This window comes from Vibrio splendidus, from assembly GCF_001557875.1.
GTDB classification, from domain to species: Bacteria; Pseudomonadota; Gammaproteobacteria; order Enterobacterales; family Vibrionaceae; genus Vibrio; species Vibrio splendidus_F.
In genome coordinates this window covers 155542-172506 of record NZ_LNRF01000009.1, presented here as the reverse complement: position 1 = coordinate 172506, position 16965 = coordinate 155542, and the positions used below count along the sequence as shown (strand labels likewise).

Below are 16965 nucleotides of genomic sequence, written 5' to 3'. Positions count from 1 at the left end.
TGTATGTTACCTAACCTTAAATCATTAGTCTTCTGAATCTCTGAGAGGCACGACCAGCATATCAACCGGAGAGGCGTTGATCAGTTGTCGTGTTGAAGAAAGCAGCTTGCTCCAAAAATCTTGATGGTGGCCACAGACCACTAAATCAACGTTGTATTCAGCGATGGTATCGCACAGTTCATGACTCAAATCGCCACTGCCCACTAAGGTATGGGTGATCGGGTATTGAGCGTGCTCAGCAAAATTCTGTAGCTGAATTCGTGATGCTTCCATCGCATTGTGTTGGGTTTCGGCCATGTTGATATCTATCAGGCCGGTATAGAGCTCCGCGTAGTTAATATCGATATGGATAAAAGAGACTTTGGCTTCCAATGGCTTTGCCAATGCTACCGCTTTATCCACAATTAATTTGCTGTCTTCTGATAAATCGACTGCGACCAAAATATGTTTGTAACTCATATCGCTACCTCCTTTATTCATTGTCTGTTTAAAGATTAGCACTATGCGGTGGCTTTTTTTGCTGAAGTGATCTCATATCCACTGTCTTGCGTAATATCTGCTCGAAATATCGGTTAACTAATGGTCAGCGAGATAATCATTAAATAGTGATATAGTAGAGAAAATTGAGGATGTAATTAGGAGTCTTAAATGCTGTCAAAAACTATGGTTGAGCAACTGAATGATCAAATTAACCTAGAATTTTTCTCATCCAATCTATACTTACAAATGAGTGCTTGGTGTGAAGACAAAGGATTTGAAGGCGCAGCAGAGTTTCTGCGTGCACATGCAGTAGAAGAAATGGAACATATGCAGCGTCTTTTCACTTACGTAAGCGAAACAGGTGCTATGCCAATTCTGGGTGCTATCGAAGCGCCAAAACATGAATTTGAAAGCCTTGGCGCAGTGTTCCGTGAAACCTATGAACATGAGCAGATGATTACTGAAAAAATCAACAAACTGGCTCACGTTGCTTTCAGCACACAAGACTACTCAACCTTTAACTTCCTGCAATGGTACGTTGCAGAGCAACATGAAGAAGAGAAGTTGTTTAAAGGTGTATTGGATAAGCTAGAGCTTGTTGGTGAAGACGGTAAAGCACTGTTCTTTATTGATAAAGACTTAGCGCAATTGGCAAAAGATGGTTCATCTTCAATTATGGAAGCTCCTGCCGTTTAGGTAGTATGAGAAAGACACTGATTATCTTTTTCTTTTGAGTTTTCTTCGGAAGATGTAGGGAGGAAAGGATGATCAGCGGCGACACTATTCTATTTGCACTAATGGTTGTGACTTGTGTGAACTGGGCGCGTTATTTTACTGCGTTAAGAACACTCATTTATATTATGCGAGAAGCACATCCTCTGCTTTATCAACAAGTAGACGGAGGTGGTTTCTTCACAACTCATGGCAATATGACCAAACAGGTTCGTTTGTTTAGTTACATCAAAAGCAAAGAGTATCACCATCATCACGATGAAGTGTTTACTGCGAAGTGCGATCGTGTAAGACAGTTATTCATACTCTCTTCCGCTCTGCTAGGTGTAACCTTGCTGGCTTCTTTCATCGTCTAAGTCATTTAGTACGTGTGAAGTAGAACTTAGTTTTTGGTGTAAAGCTTTGGTTGTTGGTTCGCTAAGCCAAGTAGTGGTTTTGCTGCTGTCTGCAAATTGTACAATTGAACATCAATTGCAAAGTTTAAAATTGCCGCTAAAATAGCGAGCAATTAGTAAGGATGTGCTGTTTATGCACATCCTTTTTTATTGATGGCATTTCGAGAACAGGGCGTACTCGGGCTGCAAAAGTGAAGAAAAGCAGAACCACATGAGTGAAAAATTTGATGTAATCGTAATTGGTGCGGGCGCCGCAGGCTTAATGTGTGCTGCGGAAGCTGGTAAACGTGGCCGACGAGTGCTGGTGGTTGATCATGCGAAAAAGCCAGGCAGAAAAATTTTAATCTCAGGTGGCGGCCGTTGTAACTTCACTAACTACGATGTTTCAGCAAACAACTTCCTGTGTAACAACCCTCACTTCGTGAAATCAGCCTTATCTCAATACACCAACTGGGATTTCATCTCGATGGTGAGCAAGTACGGTATTGAGTTCGAAGAGCGCGATCACGGCCAGTTGTTCTGTGTGAATGACCACACCGCAAAAGATATCGTAAGTATGCTGCTTGACGAGTGTAAGCAAGCGAAAGTCGAACAACGCTACCGTTGTGATGTTCACTCCATCGAAAAAACAGACGCTGGCTTCAAGATGCACCTCAATACCGACCAAGTTGAGTGTGACTCACTGGTGGTAGCGACAGGTGGTTTGTCGATGCCTAAGCTGGGCGCAACGCCATTTGGCTATAAGATTGCAGAGCAATTTGGTTTGTCTGTAATGCCGACTACGGCGGGGCTAGTACCATTCACGCTGCATAAAGAAGACAAAGAAGCTTTCGCAGAGCTTTCTGGTATCGCAATTCCTGCTGAGATCACGGCGCAAGACGGAACCTTGTTCAAAGAAGCGTTGCTGTTTACTCACCGTGGCCTATCTGGTCCTTCAGTTTTGCAAATTTCTTCGTTCTGGAAAGCGGGTCAATCGGTTTCGATTAATCTAGTACCTGAAGTGGATGTGGCTGAACTGTTAGCTAACTCTCGCGAGAAGCACCCAAATCAGAGCCTGAAAAACACTTTGGCGAAAGCACTGCCGAAGCGTTTTGTGGAAGTGTTGATTGACCGTAAAGAGCTGGAAGACAAACCGCTTAAGCAGTTCAATGAAAAGCAGCTTAGTGGCATTGTTGAGCACCTAGAGAACTGGAAAATTGCGCCAAACGGCACTGAAGGTTATCGAACGGCCGAAGTGACTCTAGGCGGTGTGGACACCAATCACCTATCTTCAAAAACCATGGAATGTAAGAGTGTCTCTGGCCTCTACTTCATCGGTGAAGTAATGGACGTAACAGGTTGGCTTGGGGGTTATAACTTCCAATGGTGTTGGAGCTCGGGTTTTGCTGCGGGCCAGTGGGTTTAAGTTTACCCATAGATTTTAAATTATATAAAAATGGCGAGTCATACGACTCGCCATTTTTGTATCTAGTTTAGCGTTAAAAGTAACTAAATTGATGGTTTTCGCGATCAATCGAGTCTTTTGGCTCTTATTCACGCCGGTTTGTTTTTTGAAAACTTGATCTGTTGAATCACCAAGCCAGCAATGATCAGTACCAAACCAAACAGTGTCGCTGGGTGAATCTCTTCACCAATGATGGTTGAAAGTAGCATCAGTGAGATAAATGGCGAGGCAAAAATCAGGTTGCTGATACGTGCTGTATTGTTGGTAAGCTTGAGTGCTGATAACCACAATACAAAGGTAATGCCCATCTCGAACAGACCAACGTAAGTCACCGCCATCCAACCCTTCGCCGTAATTTGGCTAAAGCTTTCGCCTTCGTAAAGGGTTAAACCGATCGCGAATGGTAATGCCACTAAGAAACCAAGCAGTACGCCAACCACAGGATCAGCCTTGTTTTTGGTGTTGAGAATCCAATATCCCGCCCAAAGTAGAGTAGAAAGCAGCGCCAGTGCCACACCGAGTGGGCTGTCGAACTGCATGCCTAACACATCGCCTTTGGTCGCAATAACTACTACACCCGCATAGCTGAAGGTACAGGCAATCCAATCTTGCTTACGAATCTTTTGCCCCAGAAAAACCGCTGCCATTAAGGTTAGCGTGATAGCCCAGCTGTAGTTGATAGCTTGCGCTTGAGAGGCGGGCAGCAGGTCGTAGGCTTTGAATAGAATCAGGTAGTAGGCTAGAGGGTTCACCAAACCGAGCAGTAGGTAATACCACGGGTTTGAAAGGAACGTAGTACTCAGCTGAGAAAGCTTGCCTTGAAAGGCGCAGACTGCGATCAGCGCAATTGATGACACAATACTAGCGATGGTCAGCATTTGAATAGGTGAAAACTCAGCAAGGGTCAGCTTAAAAGCAGTAGCGACCGTTGACCACAGCAGTACTGCGGAAAGGCCAAAGCCCAAGGCACGACGTTCGTTCATGGCAACTCATTCTAATTTGATGGAACAGAATACGGAGCGCCTAGTCTATCTGTCGAATTTTAATACGGCAAACTGGACATTTATCCAGTATCAAAATACCATTTAATGAGTTATTTCCAATTAGGCTAAATCATTATCATGCAATGGATTATCGAACATCAGGCAACGCTTATTGCTGCAATTTCTGGCGCGCTCGTCAGCGGTGGCGTCGTGGGTTGGTGGATTAAACAGAAGCTCTCTTTTCAGCAGCGATTGCTCGAGCAGCAGCTAGAGTCCGATCGTTTGTTGCATGAATCTCAGCAATCTCAGCTCAAATCATCACTCGCAGAGGCGCAACAAGAACTCAATGAGTTAGATGATGACCGAGACAAAGCGGCATTCGAGCTCAAGCAGGCGCACGGTAAGGTGATGGCTGCGATGGAAAAGCTGCGCTACTTTGAGGCGGTAAAGCAAGAGCGCCAGCAGTATGCCGATGAGATCAATGTACTCAAGGATCACAAGTCTGAATTGGAAGCTGAACTTCGTGAGCAAGAGGCAAGGCACGATCAAGAAAACCTCGCCAATAGCGAAAAGCTGCAGTTGCTAGAACAAGCTGAATCTCGACTTAAGCAGCAGTTTGAGTTGTTAGCGAACCAATTATTTGAGAGTAAAACTGCCAAGGTCGATCAGCAGAATAAGCAGAGCTTAGAAGGTTTGTTGTCGCCGCTGAAAGAGCAACTTGAAGGCTTCAAGAAACAAGTGAACGACAGCTTTAGCCAAGAAGCCAAAGAGCGTCACACCTTAGTGCACGAGCTTAAGAACCTACAACGTCTGAATGAGAGTATGACGCGTGAAGCGGTTAACCTGACTCAAGCGCTAAAGGGCGATAACAAACAGCAGGGTAACTGGGGCGAAGTGGTACTGGCTCGCGTGCTTGCTGAATCAGGGCTACGCGAAGGCCACGAATACCAAACGCAAGTGAACCTGCAAAACGATGCAGGCAAGCGTTACCAGCCGGATGTGATCGTTCATCTGCCACAAGATAAGCAAGTGGTGGTCGATTCGAAAATGGCGTTGGTGGCGTTTGAGCGCTATTTCAATGCCGAAACCGACCAACAACGCGATGCCGCACTGCGTGATCACTTGGTGTCACTGCGAGCGCACATTAAAGGCTTGAGCCAGAAGGATTATCATCAGCTCAAAGGCATCCAAAGCTTGGATTACGTGTTGATGTTTATCCCGGTTGAGCCAGCATTCCAAGTGGCGATTCAGGCGGATCCTAGCTTGGTGAAAGATGCGATGGAGCAAAACATTATCTTGGTTAGCCCAACCACTCTGCTGGTGGCACTGCGGACCATTGATAACTTATGGCGCAACGACAGACAAAACCAGAACGCACAAGTTATCGCGGAACGTGCGAGTAAGCTATACGACAAACTGCGCTTGTTTGTCGATGACATGGAAGGCCTTGGCAGCTCGCTTGATAGAGCTAACCAAAGCTACCAAGGGGCGATGAATAAGCTAGTCACAGGGCGGGGCAATGTGATTCGTCAGGCTGAAAGCTTCAAGCAATTGGGGGTTGAAGTGAAGAAACCGATCTCGATTGGTTTGGCTGAAATGGCGCAAAATGAGGCTTTTTCAGAAAATGCCTCCTTAGTAGAAAGACAACCTGCTGAGGATAAAGTAAACTAATCGGCCGCAGCGCCTCTAAATACAAAGAGCGCTGTCGATGAGAACTTACCATGGTAGATAACAGCATTATGGACACAAGCGTGCAGACAAATTCAGCAGTAGAGTCAGAAACCACACACTTTGGTTTCGAAACAGTCGCAAAAGACGAAAAAGTCGCGAAAGTAGCAGAGGTATTTCACTCTGTAGCCGCTAAATACGACATCATGAATGACTTAATGTCGGGTGGTGTTCACCGCTTGTGGAAGCGATTCACGATTGATTGCAGTGGCGTTCGTCCTGGTCAACGTATCCTAGACCTTGGTGGTGGTACCGGTGACCTGACTGCGAAGTTCTCGCGTATCGTTGGTGAAAAAGGCCACGTGGTTCTTGCTGATATCAACAACTCAATGCTGAATGTTGGCCGTGATAAGCTGCGTGATAGCGGTATTGTGGGCAACGTCCATTACGTTCAAGCAAACGCTGAAGAGCTGCCTTTCCCAGACAACTACTTCGATTGCATTACCATCAGCTTCTGTCTGCGTAATGTAACCGATAAAGACCAAGCGCTGCGTTCAATGTACCGTGTGCTTAAGCCGGGTGGCCGTCTGTTGGTTCTTGAGTTTTCTAAGCCAGTACTTGAGCCGCTATCAAAAGTTTACGATGCCTACTCTTTCCACCTGTTGCCAAAAATGGGTGAGCTGATTGCTAACGATGCAGACAGCTATCGTTACCTTGCAGAATCTATCCGCATGCACCCTAACCAAGAAACCTTGGAAGGTATGATGCAGGAAGCGGGTTTCGAGAATACTAAATACTTCAACCTAACGGGCGGCATTGTTGCGCTGCACCGCGGTTACAAGTTCTAGTCGAGCTTGGTAGCAGGCTCGTAGGGCGTGCTAAAAATAAGAATAAAGATAGAACGGATAGGTTAACGCTTATCCGTTTTCAAAGGTAAGGACAGTCATGCCATTTGATCCATTGGTAACCGCGGTTATTGAAACCTCTTTAAATACTTTCGTGAACGATGATCCAGCTTTGGTTCGTCGTTTGTCTCGTTTAAAGGGGCAGATCATTCAAGTCAATTTGAAAGAGTTGAATAAAACACTCACTTTCGTTTTCAGCCAACAGATCGATGTGTTGTCGGAGTACGAAGGGCAGCCTGACTGCTACCTATCTTTGAACCTATCGGTGTTACCTGAACTGCGTGAACAATCGAACATCACCAAGCTGATCAAGCAAGATAAGCTGATCTTAGAGGGTGACATTCAACTGGCACAGAAATTTGCTCAGCTGATGACAGACTGCAAGCCTGATTTGGAAGAGTGGTTATCGCGTGTGACGGGGGATGTGGTTGCGCATACCTTGGTGCAAGGCGTTAAAAACGTCGGTGGCTTTGTCGCAAAACAGGCGACTAAGCATCAAAACCATGTTGCTCAAGTTCTGACTGAAGAGTGGAAGATCGCACCCGCACCGTTAGAAGTCGCGCATTTTTGCGACCAAGTTGATGACGTAAAAAGCTCTGCTGCTCGTCTTGAAGCTAAGTTGAACGCTCTGTTGGAGAAAGCATGACCCCAGCAGAACTGAAACGTCTTTATCATATTATCAAGGTACAGTTGGAGTACGGCCTTGATGAGTTGATGCCGGAACACCAACTGACTAAAGCTCCTTTGTTGGCGCGAAAGTCACTGTTTTGGCTCAAGAACAAGCATCAAGATAAAGAGTTGGGTCATCGCTTGCGCCTTGCGCTGCAAGAACTTGGCCCAGTGTGGATCAAGTTTGGACAGATGATGTCGACACGTCGTGATCTGTTCCCTCCTCATATCGCCGATCAGTTGGCGTTGTTGCAAGATCAAGTTGCGCCGTTTGATGGTCAACTGGCGAAGCAAGATATGGAAAAGGCGTTGGGTGGCAGTTTAGACAACTGGTTTACCGACTTTGATATCGAGCCACTGGCTTCTGCTTCTATTGCTCAGGTGCATACCGCAAAGCTTAAAGAGAGCGGTCGCGAGATTGTTCTGAAGGTAATTCGACCTGATATTCGCCCGGTGATTGACGCAGATCTAAAACTGATGCACCGAATGGCGCGTATAGTCGCTAAGTCGCTTCCTGAAGCACGTCGTTTGAAACCAGTTGAAGTGGTTCACGAGTACGAGAAAACGTTACTTGATGAACTCGACCTGCGCCGTGAGGCTGCTAATGCCATTCAACTACGACGTAATTTTGAAGGCAGTGAAGAGCTGTATGTTCCAGAGGTTATCCCTGATCTAAGCAGCGAAACCCTGATGGTGTCAGAGCGAATCTATGGTATTCAAGTCTCCGATATTGAGACGCTAGAAGCCAACGGCACCAACATGAAATTGCTCGCGGAACGCGGTGTGACGGTATTCTTCACCCAAGTATTCCGAGACAGCTTTTTCCATGCAGACATGCACCCTGGCAACGTATTTGTTAACCCAGAGAATCCAGATAACCCTCAGTGGATTGGTTTGGATTGCGGCATTGTCGGTACGCTCAACAGTGAAGATAAGCGCTATTTAGCCGAGAACCTGTTGGCTTTCTTCAATCGAGATTACCGTAAGGTCGCAGAGCTGCACGTGGATTCGGGTTGGGTGCCACACGACACCAACGTCAATGATTTTGAGTTCGCGATTCGCATGGTGTGTGAGCCAATTTTTGCAAAACCACTTGGCGAGATCTCATTTGGCCATGTGTTGCTAAACTTATTTAATACAGCAAGACGTTTCAACATGGAGGTTCAACCTCAGTTGGTGCTTCTGCAGAAGACCTTGTTGTATGTAGAAGGATTGGGTCGCCAGTTGTATCCGCAACTTGATTTGTGGGCAACCGCCAAGCCTTTCCTTGAAACCTGGATGATGAATCAGGTGGGGCCGCAGGCTGTGATCAACGCAGTAAAAGAGCGTGCGCCATTCTGGGCAGAAAAACTGCCAGAGCTGCCAGAGCTACTTTATGACAGCTTACGCCAAGGTAAAGCGATGAACCACAGAATGGATCAGCTTTATCAAGGTTACCGAGATAGTAAGCGTCAGCAAGCAACTGGAAAGTTTTTGTTTGGCGTTGGAGCCACTTTAGTCGTATGCTCCGCAATATTAGTTTCAAGCCCTTATGAGCAGCTATCTATGGGCTGTGGCATCGCAGGTGTCACATTTTGGTTGCTTAGTTGGCGAGCTTACCGTCGTTAGGCAGTAGACTCTCTTAATATTTTTTATGTGTAGACAGACCCGAGGACAATGACAATGGGTGGTATCAGTATTTGGCAACTTCTAATCATTGCTGTAATTGTAATTTTGCTATTCGGAACAAAGAAACTGCGCGGTATGGGTGGTGACTTAGGTTCAGCGGTTAAAGGCTTCAAAAAAGCGATGAGCGATGAAGACAAGCCTGCGGATAAGAAAGATGCAGACTTCGAACCAAAGAATATTGAACAGCAGAAGACAGAAGCTCACGCTGAAACAACTGCTGAAACAAAGAAAGACAAAGAGCAGGCGTAAATCGTGTTTGATATCGGTTTTTGGGAACTGGTATTAATATCTGTCGTTGGGTTAGTGGTTTTAGGGCCTGAGCGTTTGCCCGTGGCGATTCGCAGTATTTCCAAGTTTGTTGGACAAGCGAAAAGCATGGCAAATAGTGTGAAAGATGAACTTTCTCATGAGCTTAAGGTGCAAGAGCTACAAGAAAACCTACGCAAGGCGGAAAAAATGGGTATGGAAGATTTATCTCCAGACCTTAAAGCGTCAGTCGATGAACTCAAGCAGGCCGCTGCTGAGGTTCAACGTCCGTATGCTAAGCCTGAGTCTGATAAGCCAAGTGAGACTAAACCTAGTGTCACGGAAACTGTGGAATCTGAAACCATTCAGGTCAACAGCGAAGCTTCAGCACCGTCAGATAAGAAAGCCGAATAGTCTCGCAAGGAGGAGTCGCCGGATACTTGAGTCGCTAGATGTTTAAATAGATAGCTATTCAAGTAAATAACTATTCATGTGGATACCAATTCAACTGGATAGATACACGCGCGGCTCCTTTTCGATCTTCCTGTTTAAGAGGTTTGACATGTCTTCGACTGAGCAGACACAGCCTTTAATTAGCCACCTTCTAGAACTACGTAATCGCCTACTACGTGCGATTGTCGCGGTGCTAGTGATATTTGTCGGGCTAATTTATTTTGCTAATGATATTTATGAATTCGTATCAGCACCTTTGGTAGATCGTCTACCGGAAGGGGCGACGATGATCGCAACCGATGTTGCATCGCCATTTTTCACACCACTGAAATTAACCTTGATCGCGTCTATATTCCTCGCGGTTCCGTTTATTTTGTATCAGGTGTGGGCTTTTGTTGCTCCGGGTTTATACAAGCATGAAAAACGCTTGATCATGCCGCTATTGGCTTCAAGTTCATTGCTGTTTTACTGTGGTGTGGCGTTCGCTTACTTCATTGTATTCCCGTTGGTATTTGGCTTTTTTACGGCTATATCATTAGGGGGAGTAGAGTTCGCAACCGACATCTCAAGCTATCTTGATTTTGTACTCGCGCTGTTCTTTGCTTTTGGTATTGCCTTTGAAGTGCCAGTTGCGATTATCTTGCTGTGTTGGACGGGTGCAACAACGCCTCAATCTCTGTCTGAAAAGCGTCCTTACATTGTTGTGGGTGCTTTCATCATAGGTATGATGCTGACACCACCCGATATGATCTCGCAAACACTGTTGGCGATTCCAATGTGTATTCTGTTTGAGATTGGTCTGTTCTTCGCACGTTTTTATACGCGTAAGCCAGATGCGGATGAAGAGGAAGAAGCTGAATCTTGATTCGGAATGCTTCAGTAAAAATCACATAATAAAAAAGCGGCCTAGGGCCGCTTTTTTATTATGTCTGTTTATCGAATCTTTAACTGATAGCCACAGTTCTGACATATATAGAGCTCTTTGATGCCCAAAACTTTATGCCATAGGGTTCGATGTTGACGTTGTAAGTGTTGTGAATGGTCACACATAATCAACTACCTCCATATGCAGGTGGTTGATAATATACACATCACTGTGTATTAACAAATGAATTTTATTGAAAACAATAGAAATCGCTTGTTGGCTTTATTTATAAATTAAACAATGACTTAGAATTAGCTGTTGTGATCGCTTCGACTTCTTCTAGAGTGATGCCTCGTAGTTCAGCAATGCGTTTTGCGACTAGCTCTGTGTAGGCTGGTTCGTTGCGTTTACCGCGGTTTGGTGCTGGTGCTAAGTACGGGCAGTCTGTTTCTAGGATTATGTAATTCATGTCAAGGTGTGGGATCACCTTATCCATCCCTGAGTTCTTAAACGTCGATACGCCGCCTAAACCTAAGTGAAAGCCCAGCTCGTTAATCGCTTTAGCTTCCTCTAAGCTGCTACCAAAGCAGTGGAATACGCCACGTAAGCTGCCATCTTGTTCTTTACGAAGTAGGGTAAGTGTCTCTTCAATTGAATCACGGGTGTGGATCACCACCGGTAGATCGAGCTCTTTTGCCCACTGCAGCTGAGTCACGAAAGCCATCTCTTGTTCAGCCTTGAAGGTTTTATCCCAGTACAAGTCGATACCAATCTCACCTACCGCGATAAAGTCATGCTTATCAAACCAAGCTCGAATGGTTTTGAGGGTTTGCTCGATATTCGCATCCACATAACAAGGGTGTAAGCCCATCATTGAACGGCACACATCAGGAAACTGAGCTTCCGTCGCTAACATTGGCTCGATAGACTCTAAATCGATGTTTGGTAGTAGAATTTTATCAATACCTTGAGCCAGTGCGCGTTGCACCACTTGTTCACGGTCTTCATCGAATTCGCTAGCGTAAATATGGGCATGGGTGTCGATCATTGTTTTGTCCTGAAAGCGGTCATTACTGAGTTGTCATGAGTATACGGCAGTGTGAGGTGAAGGTCATTTTTTGCCATTTCTACCTGTTTTTGAGTGGGTTTTATATTTTACTGCTAGCGTCCTGAGCCATCAGTGATATGCTTTTGCCTGTATTTAGCACTTTTCATATCTAAGTATTTCGGTGCTTAGACTAGGCAAGGAGAATCTAGTGTCTGTTTCAATTCAAGGTCAATTCCCAGGTCGCCGTATGCGCCGTATGCGTAAGCACGACTTTAGCCGTCGCCTAATGGCAGAAAATCAATTGTCTGTGGATGATCTAATCTACCCAATGTTTATCCTGATGGGTAAAGACCGCCGCGAGCCTGTCGAGTCAATGCCAGGTGTTGAACGCTTGTCGATCGATTACATGCTCGAGGAAGCAGATTACCTGTCAAAACTGGGTGTTCCTGCGATTGCTCTATTTCCAGTCGTGAACCAAGATGCTAAAAGTTTATGCGCAGCTGAAGCTCATAACTCAGAAGGTTTGGTGCAGCGCGCTGTACGTTTACTAAAAGAGCATGTGCCAAACATTGGCGTTATTACTGACGTAGCACTAGACCCGTTCACCACTCACGGCCAAGACGGCATCATCGATGAAGATGGTTACGTGATGAATGATGAGACGACTGAAGTCTTGATCAAGCAAGCATTATCACACGCTGAAGCAGGTGCTGACGTGGTTGCACCGTCAGATATGATGGATGGTCGCATTGGTAAGATCCGTGAAGCGTTAGAAGAAGCGGGCCATATTCATACTCAGATTATGGCGTACTCTGCGAAATACGCATCGTGCTACTACGGTCCATTCCGCGACGCAGTCGGCAGTGCTTCGAACCTGAAAGGTGGTAACAAGAAGAACTACCAAATGGATCCTGCGAACAGCGATGAAGCGATTCACGAAGTCGCGATGGATCTTAATGAAGGTGCCGACATGGTGATGGTCAAGCCTGGCATGCCTTACCTAGACATCGTGCGCCGTGTGAAGCATGAACTCCAAGCACCGACATTTGCCTACCAAGTGTCTGGTGAGTATGCGATGCACAAAGCAGCGATCCAAAACGGTTGGCTGAAAGAGCGTGAAACCGTCATGGAATCACTGTTGTGCTTTAAGCGCGCTGGTGCCGATGGCATTCTTACTTACTTCGCTAAAGATGTGGCTGAGTGGCTTGCAGAAGACAATGCACAAGCCGCAGAGCACTTAAAAGAAAAGTAACCGTGTAGAGCTCACTTAAGTGATCAGTAAAAGGGTTGGCCATTGTGCCAGCCCTTTCGTTTATGAGGATGGATAAGATGTCAGTTGTCGTACGTGAAGGTTCTTTAGAAGAAGTGGTGTCTGTGGTCGAGCAGATCTCTGAGTTCGCTAAAAAAGAGAGCGTCGCTTCTCTATCAGAGCGGCTAGCAGGGAAAAAGAATCTTATCTTAGTGGCTGAAGCAGCTGGCGTGCTGCTCGGTTTTAAGATCGGCTATGAATTGGATCAAGATACTTTTTACAGCTGGTTTGGTGGCGTGTCACCGCTCGCGAGGAACAAAGGCGTTGCACAGGCGCAATTAGACGCTCAAGAACAGTGGGCGAAAGAGCAGGGCTACAGACAGTTAAAGGTTAAGTCTCGTAACCAGTTCCCTGCAATGTTGCGCCTGTTATTGAGAAACGGTTACCTAATCGAAAAATTTGAAGAAAAAGAAGACATTAATGACCATAGAATCCATTTTTTGAAGCAAATTTGAGCACTGGCGTTAACGGTTTATAAATTAAATGAGATTTATTCTCACTTAAGTGTTGACTATTAAATGAGAATCATTATTATTAACTTCGTCTTAGGGAATGAGGAAATGTTCATAAGGATGTTAAGTACTCAAGTATCTACTTGGTTACCCAACAGAATTCTCGTGAACTTGTACTAAGTTCTTTTTGACACGACATTGCTCACATTGCTTCCAGTGTAATTTATAGCTTTTAGGTACAGCTGTGGTATTCAATTGAATGGCTTTACCGGTTTTTGCTAGGCGACATCTTCGGATGTCGCTTTTTTTATACCTACCATTTCAACAAGATGCATATTTAGTGGCACGTATTTTTATGAATAAAACGCCATCAGCATTCTTTTCCACAACGCAAGATCGAGAAAAGATCGTTGATCATATGTTCGATCTGTAAAATTATTCTTTGTTTTCAGGTGCTTATTGGTGTTTTTTGAGTTGTCCACCTTAGTTCTCAACAGGGTGGATAAATAATATAAACAGAGTTATCCACAGAACGCTTGCGTCTAAGAACAAAAAATAACAACAAATCGCTTATAACGAACACAACCGAGTGAACGGATACAGATCGACAACGTGGAATCCAACCAACAGACGTGGCATTCTTAACAGATAATTTCTGTACTTACTGGATACACAAACATTATGGCTCGTATTCCTGATAATCCATTGATTCTGATCGATGGCTCTTCTTACCTATATCGCGCGTTCCATGCTTACCCTGGCACAATGAGCAATGGTGATATCCCAACTAACGCTGTTTACGGTGTAGTTAACATGCTGCGCAGCATGATGCGTCAATTTGCTTCTGATCGTATTGCGGTAATTTTTGATGCGAAAGGAAAGACGTTCCGTGATGATATGTACCCAGAGTACAAGGCAAATCGTCCACCTATGCCGGATGATCTTCGTTGCCAGATTGAGCCATTGCACAATGTGATTCGTGCAATGGGTTTGCCACTTATCTCTATTCCCGGCGTTGAAGCGGATGATGTGATCGGTACGCTTGCTTCTCAAGCTTCTGCGATGGGTATGCCTGTGCTTATTAGTACTGGCGATAAAGATATGGCGCAGCTTGTCGATGACAACGTTACTCTGATCAACACCATGACCAACGTGGTAATGGATCGTGAAGGAGTGATTGAGAAGTTTGGCATTCCGCCAGAGTTGATCATCGACTACCTTGCGCTGATGGGCGATAAAGTCGATAACATTCCTGGTGTTCCGGGTGTCGGTGACAAGACAGCGACTGCTCTGCTGCAAGGCATTGGTAGCATCGAAAAGTTGTACCAAAATCTTGATGATATTGCGGCGCTTGGTTTCCGTGGTTCAAAAACCATGGCTAAGAAGCTGATTGATAATAAAGACAACGCTGAGATGTCTTACGAGCTTGCAACGATCAAACTGGACGTCGAGTTAGAAGAGACACCTGAGTCGCTTGTAAAAGCACAACCAAACACGGATGAGCTGATTAAGCTATACGGTCAACTGGTCTTCAAGTCTTGGTTGAACGAGCTACTTGAAGGTGGCAGTGGTGTGGTTGAGGCGGATGAAAAGTCGGGCGCAGTGCGTAGCAATACGGCATTAACCACTTCTACCGTAGAAATGAACACCTCTGCAGTGACGATTGATCGCAGCAACTACGAAACCATCTTAGATGAAGCCTCTTTTAATGCGTGGCTAGAGAAACTGAAAGCGGCTGAAGTGTTTGCCTTTGATACTGAAACAGACAGCCTAGATTACATGGTGGCGAACCTCGTTGGCCTGTCATTCGCGACTGAAGAAGGCGTTGCCGCTTACGTGCCAGTTGCTCATGATTACCTAGATGCACCGCAGCAGCTGGATCGCGATTGGGTACTTGAACAGCTTAAGCCGATTCTTGAAGATGATGCACAAGCAAAAGTAGGTCAGAACCTTAAGTATGATATGAGTGTGCTAGCGCGCTACGGTATCGAGATGAAAGGCATCAAACACGACACCATGCTGGCGTCTTACGTTTTCAATAGCGTAGGCGGCAAGCATGATATGGACAGCCTAGCGCTGCGTTTCCTACAGCACAGCTGTATCTCATTTGAGCAAATCGCAGGTAAAGGCAAGAAACAGCTGACTTTCAACCAAATTGAGCTGGGTGAAGCGTCTCCCTACGCTGCAGAAGATGCAGACGTGACACTACGTCTTCATAACCGTTTGATGGAAAACATTGAGCAAGATGAAAAGCTAAAAGCCATCTATGAAGAAATTGAAGTACCACTGATCCCTGTGATGTCTCGCATTGAACGCACAGGCGTATTCATCGATGACATGCTGCTAGGCGCTCAATCGCAAGAGATTGCGGTTCGTCTCGATGAGCTAGAACAGAAAGCCTACGAGATTGCAGAGCAAGAGTTCAACATGAACTCGCCAAAACAGCTGCAAGCGATCCTGTTTGAGAAAATGGGTTTGCCAGTTATCAAGAAAACGCCATCAGGTGCGCCTTCAACCAATGAAGAAGTGCTGCAAGAGCTGGCTCTTGATTACCCGCTACCTAAGCTGATCATTGAGTATCGTGGTCTTGCGAAACTGAAGTCGACTTACACAGATAAACTACCGAAGATGATCAACGCTGAAACGGGTCGTGTTCACACGTCTTATCACCAAGCGGTGACAGCAACGGGTCGTTTGTCTTCGACGGATCCAAACCTACAGAACATCCCAATTCGTAATGAAGAAGGTCGTCGTATCCGCCAAGCATTCGTTGCACAACATGGTTGGAAGATTTTAGCGGTCGATTACTCTCAAATTGAATTGCGTATCATGGCGCACCTATCGGGTGATAAAGCGCTTCTGGAAGCGTTCCAACAAGGCAAAGATATCCACGCAGCAACTGCGGCTGAGATTATCGGCGTTAATATTGAGGATGTAACGACGGAACAACGTCGTCGTGCCAAGGCTGTTAACTTCGGTCTTATCTACGGCATGAGTGCCTTTGGCTTGGCTAAGCAACTGGGTATTCCTCGTGGCGAAGCACAGCACTACATGGATACTTACTTCGAGCGTTACCCTGGCGTGATGCAGTATATGGAAGACACGCGCAGTGCGGCTTCAGAACAAGGTTTCGTAGAAACCATTTATGGTCGTCGTCTGCACCTTCCTGAAATTCAATCTCGTAATGGTATGCGTCGTAAGGCGGCTGAACGTGCGGCGATTAACGCGCCAATGCAAGGTACAGCGGCAGACATCATTAAGAAAGCGATGTTATTGGTTGATGAGTGGATTCAAGCGGAAGGCGATGGTCGTGTGAAATTGCTTATGCAAGTACACGATGAATTGGTATTTGAAGTAGAAGAGTCAGCTTTAGCCGAAATTGAAAGTAAAGTACAACAATTGATGGAATCCGCTGCAGAGCTAGAAGTGCCGCTTGTCGCTGAAGCTGGCCATGGTGACAACTGGGATCAAGCCCACTAATCAGTTTTTGACCTTAATAAGCAAATTAGTATGAGCCAGTGCACAAACACTGGCTTTTTTTTATCTCAAATAAAGTTGAGTCGTAAGAAGAATTTGGATGTTTTAATAAAACATTCATGAAAAAAAACTACAAAAATTGTTTTCATTTCTGAGCAATTGTTGTACATT

The 16965-nt window shown here is 45.4% G+C and carries 16 protein-coding genes; 13 read left to right on the top strand and 3 right to left on the bottom strand.

Annotated features, from left to right (window positions below; genetic code table 11):
* Positions 1-24: 24 nt before the first annotated feature.
* Positions 25-459, bottom strand: a complete 435-nt coding sequence (uspA, locus tag ATB74_RS18780) for a universal stress protein UspA (RefSeq protein ID WP_060983253.1) — start codon at positions 457-459, stop codon at positions 25-27.
* Positions 460-648: 189 nt separating this feature from the next.
* On the opposite strand from uspA, the gene ftnA reads away from it, so the two are divergent.
* The 3 genes from ftnA to ATB74_RS18765 all read left to right on the top strand — a co-directional run bounded on the left by ftnA (position 649) and on the right by ATB74_RS18765 (position 3012).
* Entirely contained in the window at positions 649-1176 is a 528-nt protein-coding gene (gene ftnA / locus ATB74_RS18775) for a non-heme ferritin (protein ID WP_060983252.1), read from the top strand.
* A gap of 68 nt (positions 1177-1244) precedes the next feature.
* Positions 1245-1568 carry a universal stress protein UspB gene (uspB, locus tag ATB74_RS18770; RefSeq protein WP_060983251.1) on the top strand — a complete coding sequence of 108 codons (324 nt, stop codon included), beginning with the start codon at positions 1245-1247 and terminating at the stop codon, positions 1566-1568.
* A 250-nt stretch (positions 1569-1818) separates the two neighbouring features.
* Positions 1819-3012, top strand: coding sequence for an NAD(P)/FAD-dependent oxidoreductase (locus tag ATB74_RS18765; protein ID WP_060983250.1), 1194 nt, complete (start codon positions 1819-1821; stop codon positions 3010-3012).
* Positions 3013-3140: 128 nt separating this feature from the next.
* Here ATB74_RS18765 and ATB74_RS18760 read toward each other — a convergent pair whose 3' ends face one another.
* Positions 3141-4034, bottom strand: coding sequence for a DMT family transporter (locus tag ATB74_RS18760; RefSeq protein ID WP_060983249.1), 894 nt, complete (start codon positions 4032-4034; stop codon positions 3141-3143).
* Positions 4035-4172: 138 nt separating this feature from the next.
* Here ATB74_RS18760 and rmuC point away from each other — a divergent pair, with 138 nt between their 5' ends.
* The 7 genes from rmuC (at position 4173) to tatC (ending at position 10508) form a co-directional block, all read left to right on the top strand.
* A complete protein-coding gene (rmuC, locus tag ATB74_RS18755; RefSeq protein ID WP_060983248.1) occupies positions 4173-5705 on the top strand; it encodes a DNA recombination protein RmuC in 1533 nt (510 codons plus the stop codon).
* Positions 5706-5770: 65 nt separating this feature from the next.
* Positions 5771-6550 (top strand): bifunctional demethylmenaquinone methyltransferase/2-methoxy-6-polyprenyl-1,4-benzoquinol methylase UbiE, encoded by a 780-nt coding sequence (gene ubiE, locus ATB74_RS18750; protein ID WP_026012235.1) that lies wholly within the window; start codon positions 5771-5773, stop codon positions 6548-6550.
* Positions 6551-6647: 97 nt separating this feature from the next.
* Entirely contained in the window at positions 6648-7253 is a 606-nt protein-coding gene (locus ATB74_RS18745; protein WP_017063051.1) for a ubiquinone biosynthesis accessory factor UbiJ, read from the top strand.
* The gene (gene ubiB, locus ATB74_RS18740; protein ID WP_017065813.1) at positions 7250-8884 is read left to right on the top strand and encodes a ubiquinone biosynthesis regulatory protein kinase UbiB; all 1635 of its coding nucleotides are present in this window, start codon (positions 7250-7252) and stop codon (positions 8882-8884) included. The genes ATB74_RS18745 and ubiB overlap by 4 nt, the downstream gene beginning before the upstream one ends.
* Before the next feature lie 54 nt (positions 8885-8938).
* Positions 8939-9193 carry a Sec-independent protein translocase subunit TatA gene (gene tatA / locus ATB74_RS18735; RefSeq protein WP_017060154.1) on the top strand — a complete coding sequence of 85 codons (255 nt, stop codon included), beginning with the start codon at positions 8939-8941 and terminating at the stop codon, positions 9191-9193.
* Positions 9194-9196: 3 nt separating this feature from the next.
* The gene (gene tatB / locus ATB74_RS18730; RefSeq protein WP_048612432.1) at positions 9197-9604 is read left to right on the top strand and encodes a Sec-independent protein translocase protein TatB; all 408 of its coding nucleotides are present in this window, start codon (positions 9197-9199) and stop codon (positions 9602-9604) included.
* Between the two features lie 148 nt (positions 9605-9752).
* Entirely contained in the window at positions 9753-10508 is a 756-nt protein-coding gene (tatC, locus tag ATB74_RS18725; RefSeq protein ID WP_017060156.1) for a twin-arginine translocase subunit TatC, read from the top strand.
* A 286-nt stretch (positions 10509-10794) separates the two neighbouring features.
* On the opposite strand, the gene ATB74_RS18720 is transcribed toward tatC, so the two are convergent.
* Positions 10795-11556 (bottom strand): TatD family hydrolase, encoded by a 762-nt coding sequence (locus ATB74_RS18720; RefSeq protein WP_061019428.1) that lies wholly within the window; start codon positions 11554-11556, stop codon positions 10795-10797.
* Between the two features lie 208 nt (positions 11557-11764).
* On the opposite strand from ATB74_RS18720, the gene hemB reads away from it, so the two are divergent.
* The 3 genes from hemB (at position 11765) to polA (ending at position 16797) form a co-directional block, all read left to right on the top strand.
* Positions 11765-12808, top strand: coding sequence for a porphobilinogen synthase (hemB, locus tag ATB74_RS18715; RefSeq protein ID WP_017060158.1), 1044 nt, complete (start codon positions 11765-11767; stop codon positions 12806-12808).
* A gap of 77 nt (positions 12809-12885) precedes the next feature.
* Positions 12886-13320: a GNAT family N-acetyltransferase gene (locus tag ATB74_RS18710; RefSeq protein WP_061019427.1), complete on the top strand. Its 435-nt coding sequence runs from the start codon at positions 12886-12888 to the stop codon at positions 13318-13320.
* A 678-nt stretch (positions 13321-13998) separates the two neighbouring features.
* The gene (polA, locus tag ATB74_RS18705) at positions 13999-16797 is read left to right on the top strand and encodes a DNA polymerase I (protein WP_061019426.1); all 2799 of its coding nucleotides are present in this window, start codon (positions 13999-14001) and stop codon (positions 16795-16797) included.
* Positions 16798-16965 lie beyond the last annotated feature (168 nt).

Coding starts and splice junctions, on each gene's coding strand:
- uspA (WP_060983253.1), bottom strand. CDS start 459: ATGAGTTACAAACATATTTTGGTCGCAGTCGATTTATCAGAAGACAGC.
- ftnA (WP_060983252.1), top strand. CDS start 649: ATGCTGTCAAAAACTATGGTTGAGCAACTGAATGATCAAATTAACCTA.
- uspB (WP_060983251.1), top strand. CDS start 1,245: ATGATCAGCGGCGACACTATTCTATTTGCACTAATGGTTGTGACTTGT.
- ATB74_RS18765 (WP_060983250.1), top strand. CDS start 1,819: ATGAGTGAAAAATTTGATGTAATCGTAATTGGTGCGGGCGCCGCAGGC.
- ATB74_RS18760 (WP_060983249.1), bottom strand. CDS start 4,034: ATGAACGAACGTCGTGCCTTGGGCTTTGGCCTTTCCGCAGTACTGCTG.
- rmuC (WP_060983248.1), top strand. CDS start 4,173: ATGCAATGGATTATCGAACATCAGGCAACGCTTATTGCTGCAATTTCT.
- ATB74_RS18745 (WP_017063051.1), top strand. CDS start 6,648: ATGCCATTTGATCCATTGGTAACCGCGGTTATTGAAACCTCTTTAAAT.
- ubiB (WP_017065813.1), top strand. CDS start 7,250: ATGACCCCAGCAGAACTGAAACGTCTTTATCATATTATCAAGGTACAG.
- tatA (WP_017060154.1), top strand. CDS start 8,939: ATGGGTGGTATCAGTATTTGGCAACTTCTAATCATTGCTGTAATTGTA.
- tatC (WP_017060156.1), top strand. CDS start 9,753: ATGTCTTCGACTGAGCAGACACAGCCTTTAATTAGCCACCTTCTAGAA.
- ATB74_RS18720 (WP_061019428.1), bottom strand. CDS start 11,556: ATGATCGACACCCATGCCCATATTTACGCTAGCGAATTCGATGAAGAC.
- ATB74_RS18710 (WP_061019427.1), top strand. CDS start 12,886: ATGTCAGTTGTCGTACGTGAAGGTTCTTTAGAAGAAGTGGTGTCTGTG.
- polA (WP_061019426.1), top strand. CDS start 13,999: ATGGCTCGTATTCCTGATAATCCATTGATTCTGATCGATGGCTCTTCT.